20 protein-coding genes and 1 riboswitch are annotated in these 18,439 nt (G+C 56.7%); of the genes, 9 read left to right on the forward strand and 11 right to left on the reverse strand.

All coding sequences use genetic code 11. The features are described from left to right. The 3 genes from AC3DKS_RS07915 to AC3DKS_RS07925 form a co-directional block, all read right to left on the reverse strand. Window positions 1–381, reverse strand: a complete 381-nt coding sequence (locus tag AC3DKS_RS07915) for a VOC family protein (protein WP_015755226.1) — start codon at window positions 379–381, stop codon at window positions 1–3. A gap of 17 nt (window positions 382–398) precedes the next feature. Beyond that, complete coding sequence (locus tag AC3DKS_RS07920) at window positions 399–929, reverse strand: SRPBCC family protein (protein WP_015755227.1); 531 nt, start codon at window positions 927–929, stop codon at window positions 399–401. Between the two features lie 76 nt (window positions 930–1,005). Continuing rightward, entirely contained in the window at window positions 1,006–1,659 is a 654-nt protein-coding gene (locus AC3DKS_RS07925; protein WP_015755228.1) for a TrmH family RNA methyltransferase, read from the reverse strand. Window positions 1,660–1,823: 164 nt separating this feature from the next. Between AC3DKS_RS07925 and AC3DKS_RS07930 the strand changes: the two genes are divergently transcribed. After that, window positions 1,824–2,519 carry an SIR2 family NAD-dependent protein deacylase gene (locus AC3DKS_RS07930; RefSeq protein WP_272607872.1) on the forward strand — a complete coding sequence of 232 codons (696 nt, stop codon included), beginning with the start codon at window positions 1,824–1,826 and terminating at the stop codon, window positions 2,517–2,519. Here the strand turns inward: AC3DKS_RS07930 and AC3DKS_RS07935 are convergent. Further along, window positions 2,479–2,952, reverse strand: a complete 474-nt coding sequence (locus AC3DKS_RS07935; RefSeq protein WP_272607871.1) for a heme-binding domain-containing protein — start codon at window positions 2,950–2,952, stop codon at window positions 2,479–2,481. The two genes, AC3DKS_RS07930 and AC3DKS_RS07935, sit on opposite strands and share 41 nt — an antisense overlap. Window positions 2,953–2,983: 31 nt before the next feature. On the opposite strand from AC3DKS_RS07935, the gene AC3DKS_RS07940 reads away from it, so the two are divergent. Both AC3DKS_RS07940 and purB read left to right on the forward strand, forming a co-directional pair. Further along, window positions 2,984–3,553, forward strand: a complete 570-nt coding sequence (locus AC3DKS_RS07940; RefSeq protein ID WP_272607870.1) for an adenylosuccinate lyase — start codon at window positions 2,984–2,986, stop codon at window positions 3,551–3,553. Between the two features lie 35 nt (window positions 3,554–3,588). After that, on the forward strand, window positions 3,589–4,932 hold the full coding sequence (gene purB, locus AC3DKS_RS07945) for an adenylosuccinate lyase (RefSeq protein WP_272607869.1): 1,344 nt from the start codon (window positions 3,589–3,591) through the stop codon (window positions 4,930–4,932). An 86-nt stretch (window positions 4,933–5,018) separates the two neighbouring features. Here the strand turns inward: purB and AC3DKS_RS07950 are convergent, their stop codons facing one another. From AC3DKS_RS07950 to AC3DKS_RS07965, 4 genes are all read right to left on the reverse strand, one after another. Next, window positions 5,019–5,570, reverse strand: coding sequence for a DUF4252 domain-containing protein (locus AC3DKS_RS07950; protein ID WP_272607868.1), 552 nt, complete (start codon window positions 5,568–5,570; stop codon window positions 5,019–5,021). A 64-nt stretch (window positions 5,571–5,634) separates the two neighbouring features. Beyond that, window positions 5,635–6,186 carry a DUF4252 domain-containing protein gene (locus AC3DKS_RS07955; RefSeq protein WP_015755234.1) on the reverse strand — a complete coding sequence of 184 codons (552 nt, stop codon included), beginning with the start codon at window positions 6,184–6,186 and terminating at the stop codon, window positions 5,635–5,637. A gap of 11 nt (window positions 6,187–6,197) precedes the next feature. Continuing rightward, complete coding sequence (locus AC3DKS_RS07960) at window positions 6,198–6,620, reverse strand: hypothetical protein (protein WP_015755235.1); 423 nt, start codon at window positions 6,618–6,620, stop codon at window positions 6,198–6,200. Further along, window positions 6,607–7,119 (reverse strand): RNA polymerase sigma factor, encoded by a 513-nt coding sequence (locus tag AC3DKS_RS07965; protein ID WP_015755236.1) that lies wholly within the window; start codon window positions 7,117–7,119, stop codon window positions 6,607–6,609. Before AC3DKS_RS07965 ends, AC3DKS_RS07960 begins: the two co-directional genes overlap by 14 nt. 228 nt (window positions 7,120–7,347) lie before the next feature. On the opposite strand from AC3DKS_RS07965, the gene AC3DKS_RS07970 reads away from it, so the two are divergent. After that, entirely contained in the window at window positions 7,348–8,871 is a 1,524-nt protein-coding gene (locus AC3DKS_RS07970; protein ID WP_272607867.1) for a S41 family peptidase, read from the forward strand. 148 nt (window positions 8,872–9,019) lie between these two features. Here the strand turns inward: AC3DKS_RS07970 and AC3DKS_RS07975 are convergent, their stop codons facing one another. After that, window positions 9,020–10,885 (reverse strand): TonB-dependent receptor plug domain-containing protein, encoded by a 1,866-nt coding sequence (locus AC3DKS_RS07975; protein WP_041327247.1) that lies wholly within the window; start codon window positions 10,883–10,885, stop codon window positions 9,020–9,022. Window positions 10,886–10,958: 73 nt separating this feature from the next. Continuing rightward, a riboswitch (cobalamin riboswitch) is annotated at window positions 10,959–11,176 on the reverse strand. Between the two features lie 67 nt (window positions 11,177–11,243). Here AC3DKS_RS07975 and AC3DKS_RS07980 point away from each other — a divergent pair. From AC3DKS_RS07980 to AC3DKS_RS08000, 5 genes are all read left to right on the forward strand, one after another. Beyond that, window positions 11,244–12,401: an ABC transporter substrate-binding protein gene (locus AC3DKS_RS07980; protein WP_015755240.1), complete on the forward strand. Its 1,158-nt coding sequence runs from the start codon at window positions 11,244–11,246 to the stop codon at window positions 12,399–12,401. Next, complete coding sequence (locus AC3DKS_RS07985) at window positions 12,398–13,429, forward strand: iron ABC transporter permease (RefSeq protein ID WP_015755241.1); 1,032 nt, start codon at window positions 12,398–12,400, stop codon at window positions 13,427–13,429. The genes AC3DKS_RS07980 and AC3DKS_RS07985 overlap by 4 nt, the downstream gene beginning before the upstream one ends. Window positions 13,430–13,522: 93 nt before the next feature. Then, entirely contained in the window at window positions 13,523–14,350 is an 828-nt protein-coding gene (locus tag AC3DKS_RS07990; RefSeq protein WP_015755242.1) for an ABC transporter ATP-binding protein, read from the forward strand. Between the two features lie 63 nt (window positions 14,351–14,413). Continuing rightward, a complete protein-coding gene (locus AC3DKS_RS07995; protein ID WP_015755243.1) occupies window positions 14,414–15,784 on the forward strand; it encodes a DNA recombination protein RmuC in 1,371 nt (456 codons plus the stop codon). Beyond that, the gene (locus AC3DKS_RS08000) at window positions 15,781–16,146 is read left to right on the forward strand and encodes a hypothetical protein (protein WP_015755244.1); all 366 of its coding nucleotides are present in this window, start codon (window positions 15,781–15,783) and stop codon (window positions 16,144–16,146) included. The genes AC3DKS_RS07995 and AC3DKS_RS08000 overlap by 4 nt, the downstream gene beginning before the upstream one ends. Here the strand turns inward: AC3DKS_RS08000 and pgl are convergent. Continuing rightward, the gene (gene pgl / locus AC3DKS_RS08005) at window positions 16,126–16,851 is read right to left on the reverse strand and encodes a 6-phosphogluconolactonase (RefSeq protein ID WP_015755245.1); all 726 of its coding nucleotides are present in this window, start codon (window positions 16,849–16,851) and stop codon (window positions 16,126–16,128) included. The genes AC3DKS_RS08000 and pgl overlap by 21 nt on opposite strands. A 9-nt stretch (window positions 16,852–16,860) precedes the next feature. Beyond that, entirely contained in the window at window positions 16,861–18,384 is a 1,524-nt protein-coding gene (gene zwf / locus AC3DKS_RS08010; RefSeq protein WP_015755246.1) for a glucose-6-phosphate dehydrogenase, read from the reverse strand. Between the last annotated feature and the right edge of the window lie 55 nt (window positions 18,385–18,439).

Genomic DNA, 18,439 nt, shown 5'->3' on the forward strand with positions numbered 1-18,439 from the left:
CTATTGGCGGGAATGCAGCGCCATCCGGTTTCCTTCCGAATCGATAAAAAGCCCCATGTACCCGTGGTCCGGCGAGATTTGTTTTTTCTCCTGGAGGACCTTGCCTCCGGCTTTGGTAATTTTATCCAGGGTTACCGCCACATCCCCGCAGGAAAGGTAAATCATTACTCCCTTGGAATCGCTTGGCTCGTAGAAATCCTTGTGGTACACCAGGGATCCCGAAGCGCCCGGCTTCTCGGGTGCAAACGGGAACCACCCCATCTTGAGGTCGTGCATGTCGTTTAGCTGAATCTCGATATCGAGGACCGATTCGTAAAACTTTTTGGCCCGGTCCATATCCCTGACAGGGATCTCGAACCAGCCTACAAAATTCTGTTCCATTTTTAGGTTGTTTTAATTCACTCCTTGCTTTCGAGCCGCGTTTTCAGGGAGGCCAGCCCCTCCTCAAAATCCTTGCCCACCATTTTATCCATGCTCATCACCAGCATCATCAACCGCATGGGGAATCCGTTCTGCCCGGAAAAACCCCAGCGGACCCGGGTAGCGTCCCCTGCGGCAGGCTCCACTTCAATGTAGGCATCCGAGGTGGATTTCCAGGGCTTCAAAAACCGCAACTCGCTCTCGATTCGGGAACCTTCCTGGATGCGGGTGATTTCCTGCTCCCCGGCCCCCACTTCCTTGTTCCCCTCCCAGGAACTCACAAAGCCCACGGTGCCGTCCGTACCCCGGTACTCCTTCTTCATATCCGGGTCCCGTTTCGCCCAGGGCGACCATTCATCCTGGTTTTTCAGATACTTTAAATACTCAAAAACTACAGCCGGGGGGCGGTTGATCAGAATGTTCCTGGATACATCGTATCGGGCAGGGGCAATAAGGTACAGGATAATAAGCAGCACCAGGATGGCTGCCAGGATATAGATAAAAGTCATCATTTGGCAGGTTTAGTTGGAAAAGCCCGGATGGCAGTGCCACCAGGCAGGTTTGTGTATTGTAATATACGAAAAATCAGTGAGTTCTCCGGTAATGGGCGATGATCTCCGGGGCAGACTTAATTGTTTTCTGAGCCCAGTCCAGTCGTTTCTCCAGGATTTCCGCTTCGGTAAGGCGCCAGGGCAATTCGGATTTACGCAGGCGGGTTCCCAGTTCCCGCAGGACGATGGCAGCCGCTACGGAGACATTCAGGCTTTCTGTAAACCCCACCATGGGAATCTGGATTGCGGCATCCGCCTGCCGGATGAGACCTTCGCTCAGGCCTTCCTTTTCCGTGCCGAAAAATACGGCCACCGGGGTGTCCAGCGGGAGTGCCTCCGGGGAGACGCTCCCCTGGTGCGGACTGGTCGCCACAATCCGGTACCCCTTTTCCCGGAGGGCATGGACGCACGCATCCGTGGATTTGTAACGATGGATGTCCACCCATCGCTGGGCCCCCATAGCGATATTCTTATCCAGGCGGTTGCCAAACCGTTCCTCAATCAGGTGGGCATCCTGGATGCCGAAAATATCGCAGGAGCGGATCACTGCGCTCGCATTGTGCAGTTGATAGACGTCCTGCAGCGCCACGGTGATATATCGCGTCCGGTTTGCGAGAACTTCGAGGAAACGATTGCGCCGCTGTTCAGTTAGAAATTCCTCCAAATATTCCAGCAGGCCAAAATCCATGCGTATATTTCGTTTGTAATGCGATTTACCAACCCGATGAAATTACAGATTTTTCAATTAGGCCCGATACCGTTCGCCCGGATTACCCGGACGGGAGGGTATCGGAATGCATGTATGCAAAATGCAAGTAGATTGTCCGGGTCCCCGGACAAAACCCCTTTGCCATGAAGCGCCTGGTGGTTCTCAGCGGGGCCGGGATGAGCGCCGACAGCGGGATACGGACATTCCGGGATGCAGGCGGGCTTTGGGAAGGTCACCCGGTAGAGCAGGTAGCCACTCCCGAAGGATTCCGCCAGGACCCCCGGCGCGTCCTGGATTTCTACAACCAGCGCCGCCGTCAGCTATCGGAAGTGGCCCCCAACAAGGGGCATTTGGCATTGGCGGAAATGGAGCAACACTACCACACCACCATCGTCACCCAGAATGTAGACGACTTGCACGAACGTGCCGGCAGCAGCCGCGTACTGCACTTACACGGGGAACTCCTCAAGGCGCGGAGTACCGGGCCGAATGCACGCGTATTCCCCTGGTCCGAAGACATCGTGCTGGGGGATACCTGCCCGGACGGATTCCAATTGCGGCCCCACATTGTCTGGTTTGGCGAGGAAGTGCCCATGTTGCAACGGGCGGCTGAGGTAACCGCCCAGGCCGATGTTTTGATCATCGTAGGCACCTCCATGCAGGTGTATCCGGCAGCCGGGCTGGTCCATTATAAAAAAGAGGGAGTCCCGCTGTATTTTGTGGACCCGGATCCGCAGATGGCGCCGGGGGAACACGGGAACCTGGAAATAATCCGGGAGCGCGCTTCGGTGGGGCTGCCTATTCTGGCGAACCGTTTACGGCCAGGCGACTCCGGCTAAGCCGCGCCCATTCCAGGATGGCGTTGCGCTGAGACTCTGTCAGCCGGGCCTCGGCATGGGTCCAGGTATATTCCCGCAACGGCATTTCGCCGGATTCCACGGTTTCCACAACCTCTTCGAGCTTGTGGTCTTTCTCCCCGGCATCATAGGTACCCCACTCCGAAAAATTCAGGTGCCCCTTGCCGTGGTCAATGTGGTCGGCCAGCCAATAGGAGACCGGCGCTACGCGGTTGTACCAGGGATAGACCGTATGGTTGCTGTGGCAATCGAAACAGCTCGTTTTCAGGAGGTGCTCCACCTGGTCGGGCGGATTGGTTTCGCTGAGGAAGGTGGCCAGGTGGTCTGAAGTATCTTCATTTTTGTCCGGCTGGAAGAACTGCATGCCGACAAACACAATGAGCAGTGCCCAGGCAATTTTTTTTCCTAATTTCATAGTGGCGATTTAACCAACCCAAAATACGTCATTGGAATTAAACAACCAACTACTCCAGCGTTTGGATTATGTGGATGCCACCCGGAAGGAGCGCCTCGCCATGGCGGCAGAAATCCTGGGTACCCCCCATTGGCTCCCGGATTTAATCGCTATCTGCCTGAACCGGCACGACGCTATTGGCAGCCGGGCCTGCTGGGTACTGGAATTCGTCTTTAAAAAAGACCCGGCCCGGTTATTCCCGTATTTGGGGGTATTCATTGACGGGCTGTCGCGCCTGCAGGAAGAGTCTTCCATCCGGCCCATGGCCAAAATCTGTGAATTACTCGCCGGGAGTTACTACAAGCCCGGCAAAGGAGCAAAGCCCCCCCTGGAGAGCCGTCACCGGGAGCGGATGGCCGAGGTGTGTTTTGACTGGTTGATCGGACCGCACAAGGTAGCTCCCAAGGCCTATTGCATGCAGACGCTCTACCTGCTGGGGGAGGAATTCCCGTGGATCCGGCCGGAATTGCGGGAAGTCCTGAAGTTGAATTACGCAAAGGGAAGCGCTGCCTATCAGGCGCGTGCCCGCCACGTCCTGAAACTGCTGGAGAAATCGCAGTAATCAGTATCTTTGCCCTTTCCAACGCAAACAGCCCTATGGCCCACGATCCACTATACGCTATCTCTCCCGTCGACGGTCGGTACCGGGATAAAATAAACTCCCTCGAGGACTATTTTTCAGAAGCCGCCCTGATCCGTTACCGTGTCCGCATAGAAATCGAATATTTTATCGCCCTGTGCGAACTGCCGCTCCCGCAGCTCCGGGACGTGAAGCCGGAAGTCTTCGGGGATTTGCGAAAGCTGTATCGGGAGTTCGACCGCGCAGATGCCCGTGCTGTAAAAGAAATCGAAAAGACCACCAACCACGACGTGAAAGCCGTGGAATATTTTATCAAGGAGCGATTCGATGGACTGGGACTGTCCGACTACAAGGAATTTATCCATTTTGGCCTTACCTCCCAGGACATAAACAATACGGCCATCCCGCTTTCCCTGCAGGAAGCGGTCAACGAGGTCTATGTACCCGCCCTGGAGGAGGTGCGCGAAAAAATCGGCGAACTGGCCGGGCAGTGGCGGGATGTACCCATGCTGGCCCGGACCCACGGGCAACCGGCTTCGCCAACCCGACTCGGCAAGGAAATCGAGGTCTACGCCGTCCGCCTCCGGGAACAATTCAACCTGTTGAACGACGTGCCCTGCGCCGCCAAATTCGGCGGCGCTACCGGCAACTTCAACGCGCACCATGTCGCCTACCCGGATATTGACTGGAAGGCATTTGGAAGGAAATTTGTCCAGGACCGCCTCGGGCTGCACTACTCCTTCCCGACCACCCAGATTGAACACTACGACCATATGGCCGCCCTGTTCGACGGGCTGAAGCGCATCAACACGATTCTGATAGACCTGGACCGGGATTTTTGGAGCTACATCTCCATGGATTACTTCAAACAGCAGATCAAAAAAGGGGAAGTGGGTTCCTCCGCCATGCCGCATAAGGTCAACCCCATCGATTTTGAGAACAGCGAGGGGAACCTGGGTATTGCAAACGCCCTGTTTGAGCACCTGGCTGGCAAGTTGCCGGTTTCCCGGCTGCAACGGGACCTGACCGACAGTACGGTTCTCCGGAATATCGGCGTACCCCTGGCCCATACGCTCATCGCTTTCCGGGCCACGCTGAAAGGCCTGGGCAAACTCCTGTTAAACGCCCCGCGTATTGCGGCGGACCTGGAGGCCAACTGGGCAGTGGTGGCCGAGGCAATCCAAACCATCCTGAGACGGGAAGGATACCCGAACCCCTACGAAGCCCTCAAGGGCCTAACGCGCACGAATCAGGCCATTACGGCCGAAACCATGTCCGAATTCATCGACACCCTGGAGGTGTCCGAAGGGGTGAAAAAGGAACTCCGGGCCATCCGCCCGGAAAATTACACCGGGGTATAAAAAATCCCGTTCCGGGGAACGGGATCGATACCGCAATGCGGGTTTCTTTTCAATAAACGGAGTTGCTGCGGTGGGAACTGCCCGGATCAGCCATTGATCAGGAAAGCGAGTTCCGAAAGCCCCTCCCCTTCCAGGTCGGCATTTTCGATAGCCTGGAGCAGTTGGACGAAGTAGGCCGGGTTCATATTCTTCCCGAGCACGCGGATTACCGCAAACCCGTTTTCCCTGCTGTCGCCGTAGATCACCACCTCGTCGATGGCATCCTCGTCGCCCAGGTATTTGACCACCCCACGTCCGTACTTGGTGTTGAGCTTCATCAGTTCCTTGAACTCGGAATCCTTCAGGATCGCTTTAACCTTGGCGCTTTCCTCCTCATAGGACCGGGCGTTCGCTTCGGTTTTTCGAAAGGTAAGGATATTGAGTTTCCGCAGGGATCTGAGAGCCTGTTTCTCCGTTTCACTCAGCGCGGCTTCGTCGAGTTTCAGGATATTGGCCGGGACATCGAGCACCAGGAAATTCGGGTTTTCCGAATTGTCCACATAGTATTCCTGCAGGCTCTGGGTGCCGGAGCAACCCATAAACAGCAAGAGGGACGCAAGTCCCGCCAGCAGTGAGCCAAATGTGATTTTACGTTTCATCCCGTTGGGGTTATAACAGGGTCCCCGGGCGGTGGATCGCCGCCCGGGTCCTGCCTGTCTGATGTTATTTATTCGATTTTTTCTCGGCCTTGTTGAGTTCCTCGGGAAGATTCATCTTCCGGGTCAGCGCACCGATCTTGGTCAGGTCGATATCGCCGGTTAGGGTCAGCAGCACCGTTTCGATCTGCCGGTCATTCACCTCGAGGTCCATGTTCTTGATGCCGGTTACGAACATCAGCAATTCGCTCACATGATCGCTGTCCTTTCCCTCGCGGATATAGAACTTCACATTGGCATCCTTGTCCTTTACCCGCATCAGCTCGCTCAGGGAGGCAGACTTCAGGTAGCGGTCCACGGTGGCTTTCATGTCCGCAGATACCCCGCTGTCTTCAGTGATAAAGACCTTCACGCCGTTCAGGCTCTTGGCGATGTCCATAAACTCCTTCGCCTCCGGGTCATCCACGTCCACGTCCATCTTGATCAGGAGTTCAAACATGTTTTTATTGACGATCACGGAGCTCACCTCGTCCATTTCCTCGTACTTGTCAAAAATCGACTGGGAGGAAGCGGCCAGGGGCGCAATGAGCATCAGGGCAATTATTACATACTTTTTCATTGTTTTTGGATTTAATTGTTTTTGTAAATTTTTTGTTTGGTTTCTTCAAATTCGCTCAGGTGGGCTACTTTTTCCGTACCCCGATCGAGGTTCTGGGCAATCAGCCCCAGCGCCTTGCGGGTCTGCTGGTAGGCGTACTCCGCTTTTTGCTGTTCCCGGTACTGATTCCCGAAATACAGGCCCATCATCAGGACGGCTACTGCGGCAACGGATAGCCACCGAAACGTGTTTCTTCTGGCTGTTAGTGGTACCTGCCGGGTAGACCGTTGATTTTTGGCCTCGGAAAAGTATTGGAACATCGGGGCGTATTGTTCCAGGCCGGGCGCAATGTCCCCTGCCGAAAAATAATCCCGGAGTTGCTGTTCCTCGGCCTCCGTAGCGGTGGCCTCGAAATACTTTTCCAGTATCGATTCTATTTTTTTATCCAATTCCATAGCGATGCTTTTCTATTAATTTATCGCGAACGGCCTTCCGCGCCCTGGAAAGGGCCACGCGAACGGCGGTTGGCTTCATATCCATCAGTTTTTCAATTTCCTCGTATTCGTAGGACTCCACGTCCCGCAACTGGAGGATGAGCCGCTGTTGTTCCGGCAATTCGTCCATAATCCGCTCCACCCAGCCCACACTGTCCCGGGCCTCCACCTGCTGTTGCAGGGAAGAATGCCCATTGTCCGCGTAATTGCTGTGCACCAGCTTCAGGTTGCCGGATTGTTTGGACTTTAACCGGTCGAGGCAAAAATTCTTGGTCATTGTCATGGCGAAAGCCTCGACATTTTTATACCGGCCCATTTTCTTCTTTCCCGCCCAGAGTTTCATCAGGATTTCCTGGGTGGCGTCCTCGGCCTCTTCGGAGGAAATCAGCAACCGCTTAGCTACGCGGTACAGTTTATCCTTAAAAGGCATTACGATCTGCAAGAACTCAGCCTGTGTCATTTTGGGTCGGTCGATGGTTGTCGTTGTCAATTTAACGTTGCTTTACATCAGGAAGACGAAAGTGGACGAATTTTGTTACAAAAAGTTTTTTATTCAGGGGGGCGTGTCTATTTTTAACGCTGTAAACCGCTGATACAGGGTCAGTAAAACGCTATTTATCAGTATTTTTGCAAATATAGGGCCGGAATTTTGGAACGGTCTTTGCCCCAAACAATAAAAAAATTGAATATGAAGAAGCTAGTATATCTGCTGGTGGGTCTGTCGGTGCTCTCCTGCAGCAAGGATGACGATGCCAATCCCGGACCGGACCCGCAGCCCGTTGGCGATACGAATGTGCAGGATTTTATGTGGCAGGCCATGAACCTCTGGTATTTCTGGCAGGGAGACGTGGCAGACCTGGCGGATGACCGGTTTGGCACGGATGCGGAATACAGCGAATTCCTCGATTCGGAAGATAGCCCAACCGCATTTTTTGAAAACCGCCTGCGGTTTGTGGAGGACCGCTTCAGTTTTTACAGTGACGACTACACGGAACTTACCCAGAACCTGGCGGGAATTTCCCGGAGCAACGGGCTGGAGTTCGGGCTGATTTACGACGACGCAAACGGAAACAGCCAACTGGACGATACGGATCCGATTTTCGGCGTGGTCCGCTATGTGGTCAACGGCTCGAATGCCGCCACGGCGGATATCGGACGGGGGGAGATCTTCGTGGGCGTGGATGGGACGATGCTCAACGGCGGCAATTACGCGGACCTCCTGTTCGGGGAAAACGCCACCTATACGCTGATGATGGCCGACTACAATGGGGGGGACCCGGTTGTCAACGGCAAGGAAGTGACCCTGACCAAGGAAGAAGGGCTCGCCGAGAACCCGGTGTATATCGTCAAGTCCTTTGAGATCGGGGCCGATAGAATCGGATACCTGATGTATAACGGCTTTACCAACGAATACGACGAAGACCTGAACGATGCCTTTGGGAGCCTGGTGGCCGACGGGGTTACCGACCTGGTCCTCGATTTGCGCTATAACAGCGGGGGGTCCGTCAATTCGTCCCGCCTGCTGTCGAGTATGATTTACGGCCGGAATCCGAACGATTTATACCTCAGGCAACGCTGGAATGACAAAATTCAGGAAGCCTTTACCAGGGACGACCCGAATGCCCTGGACGATTATTTCGCCACCCAGACCGGGGCCGGGTCGGTTATCAATACGCTGAACCTCCAGCGCGTCTATATCCTTACCACCGGCAGTACTGCTTCGGCCAGCGAACTGGTAATCAACGGCCTGGACCCCTATATAGAGGTCATCCAGATCGGGACAACCACCACCGGGAAAAACGAATTTTCGCTAACCATGGTGGACGACCCGGGACGACCCGGTGCACCGTTTATCTACAGTGCCAGCCGTGAAAACCAGATTGACCCGGAAAATAACTGGGCCATCCAGCCCCTGGTTGGACGGAATGAGAACGCCGTCGGTTTCTCCGATTATACGGCCGGTTTTGCCCCGGAAATTGAACTCCGGGAAGACCTCGGGAACATGGGCGTCCTCGGGGATGACGACGAGCCCCTGCTGGCCCGCGCCATACAGGAAATCACCGGCGTATCGGCCAAAAGGAGCTGGCAGCCCGAGCGTCCTATTGAGGCCTTTACCCATAACGGGATGTTCACGCCCATGCGGAACAATATGGTGCTGGACAAGGACATCCAACTGCCGCCGAGCCTGCTGGAACGCATGCCCCAACAATAAGCCCCACTGCCGGTGCAGGCCGGAAGGCCGTGCGCAACATCCCTTTTCCTAATGAGCAATCAAAAACGCCCCCGGCCGGGGGCGTTTTCGTTCCGGGCCGATGCCGGGCCCTATTCCAGTTGCAGGGCCCTATTCCAGTTGCAGGGACCTAATCCAGTTGCAGGGACCAGCCAAGGTAAATCGTCCGGCCCGGGGTTTGGTAGCCAATTACCTCCGTAAATTCGGTATTCAACAAGTTGTCCGCCCGGAGATAGGCATCCAGTTTCCCACGGAGGAAGCTGTATCCAACCTGCCCGCCTACCAGGGAAAATGCGTCCAGTTCCCGGTTGGTAAACGTACTGAAATCCGTATCCGTCCGTGTCCCGGTGTACCGGTAGTACAGGGAGCCCCTCCATCGGCTGGAAATCTCCCCATTCAGGCGAAACTGGAATTTATGGGCCGGTATCCGGATCGCAGCATCCCCCTGACGGTCCGTATAGGTGTAGCCCGCCCGGACCTGCCAGCCATCCGCCGCAAACCAGGTGGCCTCAAATTCCACCCCGTTTACCTCCACGGGGTCCGGGCTGTTCCTGTATTGCATCCCGGCGCCGTCATAGATAACCGCCTGCTCTTCTTCCCGGTCAAAGTACAGCACGGACAGGCGCATCCGATTCCCGAACTGCCACGCCAGGCCCGCTTCCAGGGTCCGGTCGGTCTCGGGTTCGAGTTCCGGGTTGGCCCCGAAGGTGCCATAGAGCTGGTTCAGGGTGGGCGTAATATAGGCCGTGGACCAGGTGGCCAGGGCCTTAAAGGTGTGTTCCCCAAGGGTGAGCGCATAAGAGGGATTCAACTGGTAGACCCACTGGGAGCCGTATTGCGAATGGAAATTGACCCGGGTTCCGGCATTCAGGTTCCATCCGGAAGCGGATGCCCATACCAGGTTTACGAAGGGGTCGATAAACCGAAAGGATTCCACATCTTCGGTCCCCGCCCGGTCTTCGGATGCCATGATACCCCCCAAAACAGACAGGCTGCGGTTCAGGCGATGCTTGTACAGGACCTCCCCGAACCAATTGCTTCCCCGAAAGGTCGTCGGGAAGTCGCTGCGGTTGTCCGAATCGAACTCCGAATAGCCCGCGCGGGCCTCCAGCGTTCCTTTTGAAAATTCCCTGGTGGCATTCAGGGAAACCCGGGTTTGCTCCGAGAGGAACAAAAAGTCTGCATCTGCCCCGTTAAAGGCGTCATCATAGGCCGTCCGCAATTGCGTCCGGTTTGCCGTGAGTTGCACCCTGGTATGGTCCCAGGGTCGGTATCCCAGCCGGGCACTCAGCGAGAGGTTTCGGAAGGGGTCCGTTTCAGTACCGGATCGCAGGGAAGACAGCCCCGTAGCCCGGGCGTGCGTAATGCCCGCCTGGTAATTGAGCCGTCCCGAGGTCCCTCCCAATCGCGCATACTGCTGGTACTGGCCAAATTGTCCTTCAGGGTCTTCGGGGGCCCGGTGGGTCCCCAGGAGACTGCCCACCCGGAGTGCGAGGGGGGATTTGGGTGCCTTTCGGGTGCGGATGTTAATCACGGCCGTTGCCGCATTGGTGCCGTAAAGTGTGCTGGCTGCCCCTTTCAGTATCTCCACGGACTCCACCTCTTCGGCCTGGACGAACCGCAAATCGTATTCCTGGGATGCCGAGGAGGGGTCCGTTACCCGGACCCCGTCAATCAGGACGAGTACCTGCCGACCCCGGCCGCCGCGGGCAAAAACTCCCAGGACCTCCCCGGGACGGCCCCTGCTGCCCGATATTTCAATCCCGGTTTGCGCATTCAGGATCTCCGCCATAGTCGCCCCCCGGTAGGATGCGAGTTCCCGCCGGCTCAGCCGGATGACGGTTTTTCCGCTTTGTTCCCAGCGCAGCGGAAAGCGCGTGTCCGATACGACCACTTCGTCGAGTTTTTCAATACGGGTGGAATCCGTTTGGCCCATAAGAGGGACGCATGCCGCCAGATAAGCGGCAACGCCCAGGGCCTGCCATGGTTTGTGCATGTCTTTTTCGTTTTAAGACACGGGAAAGGTTTTCCGTAGAATAGCTACCTAAACTTTTATCCCGAAAGTTTAACAATGAATGCGGAAAACGGCAGGTCTCCTGGCTTGCGTCCCGGCTGCCTGCCTTCCCGTCCGAAAAACAGACAGTGGTCTAATGAAGATGGCAGCGGGCATCCCCCTAAGGGGACTGAGCATACAGTTGCGGGAACAGCTCCGGCCTTTCACCGGATTCCCTTTTAATCCCGCATCCCCTGGTGGGGCGATACGGGAACCGGTATCCGGCCGCAAGATACACATTTACCGCAAACTTTGACAGGCGGTATTTTCAGGCTACTTTTGATCAAACCAAAAATGACCCGTGGCCCGAACATCTGCCTTGCTCATCCTGATCCTCCTGACAACCGCCTGCAGGGAACGGCCTGAGAAAGCCGCTCCCCTGCCGGAAGCAGCTGTTGACAACCCCGTTGAAATCGATTACGCAAAAGGCTTTGCCGCTCATACGGATGCGTCTGGCGTCACCTACCTGACCGTGAGCGATCCCTGGCCGGAAGCGTCCCGGGAGTACAAATACGCCCTGGTGCCCCGTGGGAAACTGGCCGCCATCACGCTCCCTGCCGATACCTTTGACGCTATTATCCCTGTCCCCGTGGAGCGCCTGGTCCTGACCTCCACAACCCATGTCCCTTCCCTGGTGGCTTTGCGGGCTACAGAATCCCTGGTGGGGTTCCCGGGCCTGGATTACATCTCCTCCCCGGAAGTGCGGCAGCGTATCGATGCGGGAGCGGTGCGGGAACTCGGGGCGAATGAACAACTCAACACCGAATTGGTCCTGGAGGCGGCCCCGGAGGTCGTCGTGGGCTTTGGTATCTCGGATGCCCCAGGTTCCTATCGGGGCGTCCGGGAGGCGGGGATCCCGGTAATCTACAACGGCGACTGGATGGAGACCAACCCGTTGGGAAAGGCCGAATGGATCAAATTCTTCGGGTTGCTCCTGGGGTCCCTGCCGGAGGCTCAGCAGTATTTCGAAGAGGTGGAGGCCGCCTACCAGGAGGCCCGGGAGCTGGCTGCAAAGGCCTCCACCCGGCCAACGGTCCTCAGTGGGGCACTCTACCGGGATGTCTGGTACCTGCCGGGGGGTGAAAGCTGGGCTGCGGCCTTCCTCGAGGATGCCCATGCAGAATACCTGTATGCGGATACCCCGGGCAGCGGCAGCCTTTCCCTCAGCCTGGAAGCTGTTCTTGAAAAAGGCGTGGATGCCGAATTCTGGATCTCGCCCTCCCAGTATACTTCCTATTCGGAAATGGCCTCCGACAATCCCCATTACGAGCAATTTCGCGCCTTCCGGGAACGGCGTATTTTCGGGTATGCCTCCAATCGGGGTTCCGGCGGGGGGCTTTTGTATTTCGAAATCGGGCCAAACCGTCCCGACTGGGTACTCAAAGACCTGATCCACCACCTCCACCCGGGGTTGCTGCACGGGTACGAACCCGTATTCTTCAAACCCCTGGCCCCTTGAGACGTCCATTCCACCAGCCCGGTCGGTTCCTGCTGCTCGCCCTGATCCTGGCAGTGGTATTCCTCGTCAATCTGAGCCTGGGCTCTGTGGACATTCCCCTGGGCGATATTTTTCGCTGGATGGCAGGCGGCCCATTGGGCGAAACGAGCTGGGGGTATATCCTTCGCGAATACCGATTGCCCAAAGCGCTCACGGCAATAATTACCGGGAGCGGGCTGGCCCTCTGCGGCCTGCTGATGCAAACGCTTTTCAGGAACCCGTTGGCGGGGCCCTTTGTATTGGGCATCAGTTCGGGTGCCAGCCTGGGGGCTGCCCTGCTGATCATGGGGGCCTCCCTGCTGGGGCCCGTGGCTGCGGCCTGGGCAGTTTCCGACCTGTCCCTGGCCATTGCAAGCAGTATGGGCAGCCTGTTGGTGCTGCTAACCGTGGTGGCGGTTGCCACCCGTTTGAAGGATGCCATGGCCCTGCTGATCGTCGGTTTGATGTTTGGCAGTATCACCGCGGCTGTGGTGACGGTATTGTCTTCGTTCGCCCAGGCGGAACGCCTGCAACAATATATATTCTGGTCCTACGGCAGCGTGGGCAACCTGGGCTGGGGACAGCTGGGTGTCCTCGCCCTGGTATTTGCCATCGGCACCGGTATTTCCATCGGGATGCTAAAAGGCCTCAATGCCCTGTTGCTGGGCGAGGCATATGCCCAGAGCCTCGGCATACCGATCCGCCGGTTGCGCCTGGGCATCCTATTGGCCACGGGCCTGCTGGCCGGCGGGATTACGGCTTTTGCGGGGCCCATTGCCTTTGTCGGCCTGGCCGTACCCCACCTGACCCGGCAGCTGCTTGGGACTTCCGACCACCGGCAGCTCATGCCCGGGGTACTGCTCTACGGGGCCATCCTGATGCTCATTTGCGATACGGTGGCCCAGATGCCTTATTCCTCCTACGTCCTGCCCATCAATGCGATCACCTCGGTAGTAGGTGCCCCGGTAGTGATCTGGCTCCTGCTCCGACGGAACCGGATGCTGTTCTGAACCGCCTGCTCGTGGGGCTGTAACCCGGATACCACCCGGCATGTGCCGGGAAATTAATAGGAAAATATTCTGTGAGCGCATAACTTAGCAAACATGGAATCCACAGAGGACCTATCCCGTAAATCGACCAATGGCCAGGCCGCCGATCCGATCCTTGAGGCAACGGGCCTGCGGATTGGGTATCCCGGGGCGAAACCTCCCCTGTCTCTTTGCGGCGAACTGAACTTCGGCCTGCCATCCGGCCTACTGGCGGCCGTAGTAGGGATCAACGGGGTCGGAAAATCCACGCTGCTGCGGACGCTTGGGGGGATGCAACCCGAACTTTCGGGGGAAATACGGATTGGCGGGAAGCCTGCCGCAAAACTCCCTGCCCAGCGAAGGGCCAGGCTACAGAGCCTCGTCCTTACGGAGCCCCCCGCCTCTCGGAACCTCACCGTGACCGAACTGGTTGCCCTGGGGCGCCACCCGTATACCAACTGGATCGGGCAGCATACCGGAGAGGACCGGGAATGTATCGAAAAGGCCCTGCAGCGCATGGAACTCGGCAACCTCCGGGAGCGTCCCTGCCATACCTTAAGCGATGGTCAGCTTCAGCGCGTTCAGATAGCCCGCGCCCTGGCCCAGGACACCCCGCTGATCCTGCTTGACGAACCCACCACCCACCTGGACCTCTACCACAAAGTACAAATCCTCAAAGGCCTCCGGGCCATCGCACACGATACGGGGAAAACCGTCCTGTTTACCACCCATGAAATCGACCTGGCCATCCAGCTCTGCGACCGGATACTGATCCTGCACCGGGACCGTTCCGTTTTTGGCGATCCCTGCCAGCTGATCGAGCAGGGGGCATTCGAGAAATTATTCCCCGAAGAAACGGTTCGTTTTGACCGGGAAAGCGGTGCCTTCCGGATTGCGAAGTAATCCATTCCACCCCGTACCTTTCTTCAGGTATCTTGTTATCTTTACGGGAAATTCACTTTTCGGATGAGCGAAATCTGGACCCTGGGGATTGTTGCCCTGTTTTTCCTGGCAGCCGGCTTCTTCCTCGGCAGTTATATCGTCAAATTAAAAACCCAATCGGGCCAAAGCGCACTGCGCGAACGGGAACAGCAGCTGAGCCACAACCTGGAACTCCTCGGGGCGGACCTGCAGGAGGCCCGGGGGCAAAACCAGGCACTCCAACTCGAAAAAGAACGGCTCGGGCAGGAACTGGTTCGCCGGGAATCGGAGATCGCCAACCTGGAGGAAAAACACCGGGAACAACGGCAACAACTCGAGGAACTCCAAAAGACGTTTACACGGGAATTCGAAAACCTGGCCAACAAGATCCTGGACGAAAAGAGCGTCAAATTCACGGAACAAAATCAGAAAAACATCAAGAATATCCTGCTTCCCCTGCAGGAGCGCATCCAGCATTTTGAGAAAAAAGTGGAGGAAACCCGGAAGGAAAATTACGGGATCCACCAGGCGCTTCGGGAGCAACTGCTGAACCTGCAGAACCAAAACCTGAAAATCACCCAGGAGGCTGAAAACCTGACCCGGGCCCTGAAGGGCGACAGCAAGATGCAGGGAAATTGGGGCGAACTGGTCCTGGAACGCGTCCTGGAAAAATCCGGCCTGGAACGCGACCGGGAGTATTCAGTACAGCAGAGTTTTACGCGGGAGGATGGCACCCGTCTGCTCCCCGATGTAATCATCAACCTGCCCAACGGCAACAAAATGGTTGTAGATTCCAAAGTTTCCCTGACCGATTACGAGCGGTATGTCAATGCAGACGAGGAGGCCCGGGAGCGGCACCTGAAAGACCATGTCAATTCCCTGAAACGGCACGTAGAGCAATTGTCTGCCAAGAAATACGAGGATCTGTACGAAATGGAAAGCCCGGACTTTGTGCTGATGTTCGTCCCCATCGAGACGGCATTTTCCATCGCGATCAACGCGGACAACGACCTGTACAACAATGCCTTTGTCAAGAATATCGTCATTGTGACCCCTTCCACGCTCCTGGCCACCCTGCGAACCATCGACAGTATGTGGAGCAATGAGAAACAACGTCGGAATGCGATCGAAATTGCCCGCCAGGCGGGAGCGCTCTACGATAAATTTGAAGGCTTCGTCACCGACCTCACCCGGGTGGGAAAAAAAATGGACGATGCCAAGAGCGAGTATCGGGGCGCCATGAACAAGCTGGTGGAGGGCCGGGGCAACATCCTGACTTCCATCGAAAAACTAAAGAAAATGGGGGCAAAAGCCAAAAAATCCATACCGGAATCGCTGTTGAAAAGGGCCCGGGAAGCCGAGGAGGATGCCGAACTGGAACTGGAAGACCCCACTGAACCCAACCCGCAATCGTGAAAAAAGCCCTTTTTGCCAGCCTGGCGGTTATTCTTTTGGTTTTCGCGGCCATATATGCCGTTATTTACTACATACCCTATAGCGAAGGGGTGCGTTCCGGGGAACTCATCAAGATCAGCCGGAAAGGCGTGTTAATCAAGACCTGGGAGGGACAGATCAGCCAGGGAATTTCCGGGGCGCAGATATTTTCGTTCTCCGTGCTGGACAAGGAATCCGAAGTCATCCGGAATTTGGAAGAATACCAGGGGGAATACGTCAAGCTCTATTATACGGAACGGTACGCCACCTTCCCCTGGCTGGGGGACACCAAGTACTTTATCACCCGGGTAGAACCGGACGAATCACCACATTTCAGGCGGTAGGCCGGCTGCTGCTGCCTCATCCAGGATCCAGATCAACCTTCCGTCCCGGGGCGCTACCCGGCCTGCCGGATAATTGCCCCCGGCTCCCTGCTGCCCTACAATTTCAGCCACGCGCCCGGCCTTGGCCGCCCCGGTTACGAGGAATACGATACGCGCCGCATTGTTGATGATGCCGCCGGTCAGGGTCACCCGCTGCTGCCCCGTATCCGGATGATTCGCTACCGCGCATAATTCCGGGGAATCCCATAAATGGGCTTCGTGGGGAAACACGGAAGCTGTATGCCCGTCATCCCCCATCCCGAGTATTACCAGGTCAAACCGAGGCAAACCGTTTTCCGCTGGGAGCTGCTTTTTCAGGAGGTCGGCATAGCGTTGGGCCTCGGACTCCGGGTTGGCTTCCCCCCGGATGCGGTGGATGTGCTTGTCCGGGATGGGTAAGGGGTCGAAAAGGTGCTCGCGGGTCATCCTGAAATTGCTCTGCGGGTCGTCCGGGGGAACGCAGCGCTCATCGCCCCAGTAAAACTGCAGTTCTTTCCAGGGCAACCGGAACCAGTAGTCCTCCGCAAGGGTATCGAAAAGAATTTCCGGGGTACTCCCGCCCGAAAGGGCCAGGTGCTCCACGCTGCCCTCCCGGGCCCATTCGGACAGCTGCTCGGCCAGGGCCTCGGCGGCCTCTTGTTTTCCCGGGTAAACCTGTAATTCCATAACGCGTAATTAACTGATGACACAAAATCCGGGGTCGTCCGTGAGGTGGGCCCCCGGGTTCCTCCACCCATAGGCTCCTTCAATCAGGTCGTCGGCGTTTTTCGGGCCCCAGACCCCTGCCGAATAGCCATAGGTCACCACGTCCCCGGCCTCCGACCAGTATTTCAGTATCGGATCCACAAACTCCCAGGCGGCTTCCACCTCATCGGCACGGGCATAGAGGGTTGCATCCCCCTGCATGGCATCCAGCAGGAGCCGCTCGTATGCCGTCATGATGTTTTGATCGGCCAGGTCCGAGTAATAGAAATCCAGGTTGGCCCGTTCTACCTGAAACCCCTGCCCGGGTACCTTTACCCCGAATTTGATGAGGATCCCCTCGTTGGGCTGGATGCGGATAATCAGCTTGTTGTCCTTGCTGTCCATGCCAATATCCCGGAAGATCTGGTGGTGGGGCGATTTAAAATGGATAACCACTTCGGTCACCTTGGTGGGCATCCGTTTGGCGGTGCGTACGTAAAACGGGACTTCCGCCCAGCGCCAGTTGTCCACATAAAATTTCAGGGCGGCATAAGTTTCCGTGGTGGAGTCCGGGTCCACGCCAGCTTCTTCCCGGTACCCGGGTACTGCCTCCCCGTCGATCTCCCCGGCAAGATATTGTCCGCGGATGGTGTGCGCGTAAAGCGTTTCCGGGTCGCGCATAATGCGCAGGGACTTTAGGGCCTTCACCTTTTCGTTCCGGATGGCCTCCGCCTCGGGCCCGATCGGGGGCTCCATGACCACGAGCGAGATGATCTGCAGCAGGTGGTTCTGGAACATGTCCCGGAGGGCACCTGCCGAATCGTAGTAGCCGCCGCGCTTCCCCACCCCGACGCTCTCCGCGTTGGTGATCTCCACATGCCGGATATAATTGCGGTTCCAGAGCGGTTCAAAGATGCTGTTCGAAAAGCGGGTCACCAACAGGTTCTGGACGGTTTCCTTGCCCAGGTAATGGTCAATCCGGTAAATCTGCGATTCCTGAAAGTACCGCTGTAAGCCCTTGTTGAGACTCCGGGCGCTTTCCAGGTCATAACCGAAGGGTTTTTCCACGATCAACCGGCGCGTGCCCGACTCCTCGGAGGAAAGGCCCTGGTCGTGCAGGCGCGAGGCAATCGTTTCGTAGATCCGCGGCGGGACGGACAGGTAAAATATCATATTCCCCGGAGAACCTATGCCATTGTCGAGTTCCGCGATCCGCTCGTTCAACCCCGCATAGTCCTCCTCATAGCTCCCGAGGTCGTAATAGTGCAGCAGTTTTGCAAACTCCTTCCGGTGGCCGTGGTTGCCCACGGTCTCCGGGATATGCGGATTGTCTAGGACGACCTTCTTGCGGAAAGCCTCATCGTCCATATCGCTCCGGCTAACTCCCAGGACGGCAAAGGACTCCGGGAGGTGCCCGCCCTGGAACAGGTTCATCAGGGAGGGGATGAGTTTCCGCTCGGTCAGGTCGCCGGAGGCCCCGAAGATGACCAGCAATTGTCCGTCAATGGCATTCATAATTGATAATTTGCCCTATTTTTGAAGGAAGGACGAATATACGTCGAAAATTGCC

Source organism: Robiginitalea sp. (assembly GCF_982776155.1).

Excerpts from the sequence above, each read along its gene's own strand:
- AC3DKS_RS07915 (WP_015755226.1), bottom strand. The coding sequence starts at position 381 with ATGGAACAGAATTTTGTAGGCTGGTTCGAGATCCCTGTCAGGGATATG.
- AC3DKS_RS07920 (WP_015755227.1), bottom strand. The coding sequence starts at position 929 with ATGACTTTTATCTATATCCTGGCAGCCATCCTGGTGCTGCTTATTATC.
- AC3DKS_RS07925 (WP_015755228.1), bottom strand. The coding sequence starts at position 1,659 with ATGGATTTTGGCCTGCTGGAATATTTGGAGGAATTTCTAACTGAACAG.
- AC3DKS_RS07930 (WP_272607872.1), top strand. The coding sequence starts at position 1,824 with ATGAAGCGCCTGGTGGTTCTCAGCGGGGCCGGGATGAGCGCCGACAGC.
- AC3DKS_RS07935 (WP_272607871.1), bottom strand. The coding sequence starts at position 2,952 with ATGAAATTAGGAAAAAAAATTGCCTGGGCACTGCTCATTGTGTTTGTC.
- purB (WP_272607869.1), top strand. The coding sequence starts at position 3,589 with ATGGCCCACGATCCACTATACGCTATCTCTCCCGTCGACGGTCGGTAC.
- AC3DKS_RS07950 (WP_272607868.1), bottom strand. The coding sequence starts at position 5,570 with ATGAAACGTAAAATCACATTTGGCTCACTGCTGGCGGGACTTGCGTCC.
- AC3DKS_RS07955 (WP_015755234.1), bottom strand. The coding sequence starts at position 6,186 with ATGAAAAAGTATGTAATAATTGCCCTGATGCTCATTGCGCCCCTGGCC.
- AC3DKS_RS07960 (WP_015755235.1), bottom strand. The coding sequence starts at position 6,620 with ATGGAATTGGATAAAAAAATAGAATCGATACTGGAAAAGTATTTCGAG.
- AC3DKS_RS07965 (WP_015755236.1), bottom strand. The coding sequence starts at position 7,119 with ATGACACAGGCTGAGTTCTTGCAGATCGTAATGCCTTTTAAGGATAAA.
- AC3DKS_RS07970 (WP_272607867.1), top strand. The coding sequence starts at position 7,348 with ATGAAGAAGCTAGTATATCTGCTGGTGGGTCTGTCGGTGCTCTCCTGC.
- AC3DKS_RS07975 (WP_041327247.1), bottom strand. The coding sequence starts at position 10,885 with ATGCACAAACCATGGCAGGCCCTGGGCGTTGCCGCTTATCTGGCGGCA.
- AC3DKS_RS07990 (WP_015755242.1), top strand. The coding sequence starts at position 13,523 with ATGGAATCCACAGAGGACCTATCCCGTAAATCGACCAATGGCCAGGCC.
- AC3DKS_RS07995 (WP_015755243.1), top strand. The coding sequence starts at position 14,414 with ATGAGCGAAATCTGGACCCTGGGGATTGTTGCCCTGTTTTTCCTGGCA.
- pgl (WP_015755245.1), bottom strand. The coding sequence starts at position 16,851 with ATGGAATTACAGGTTTACCCGGGAAAACAAGAGGCCGCCGAGGCCCTG.
- zwf (WP_015755246.1), bottom strand. The coding sequence starts at position 18,384 with ATGAATGCCATTGACGGACAATTGCTGGTCATCTTCGGGGCCTCCGGC.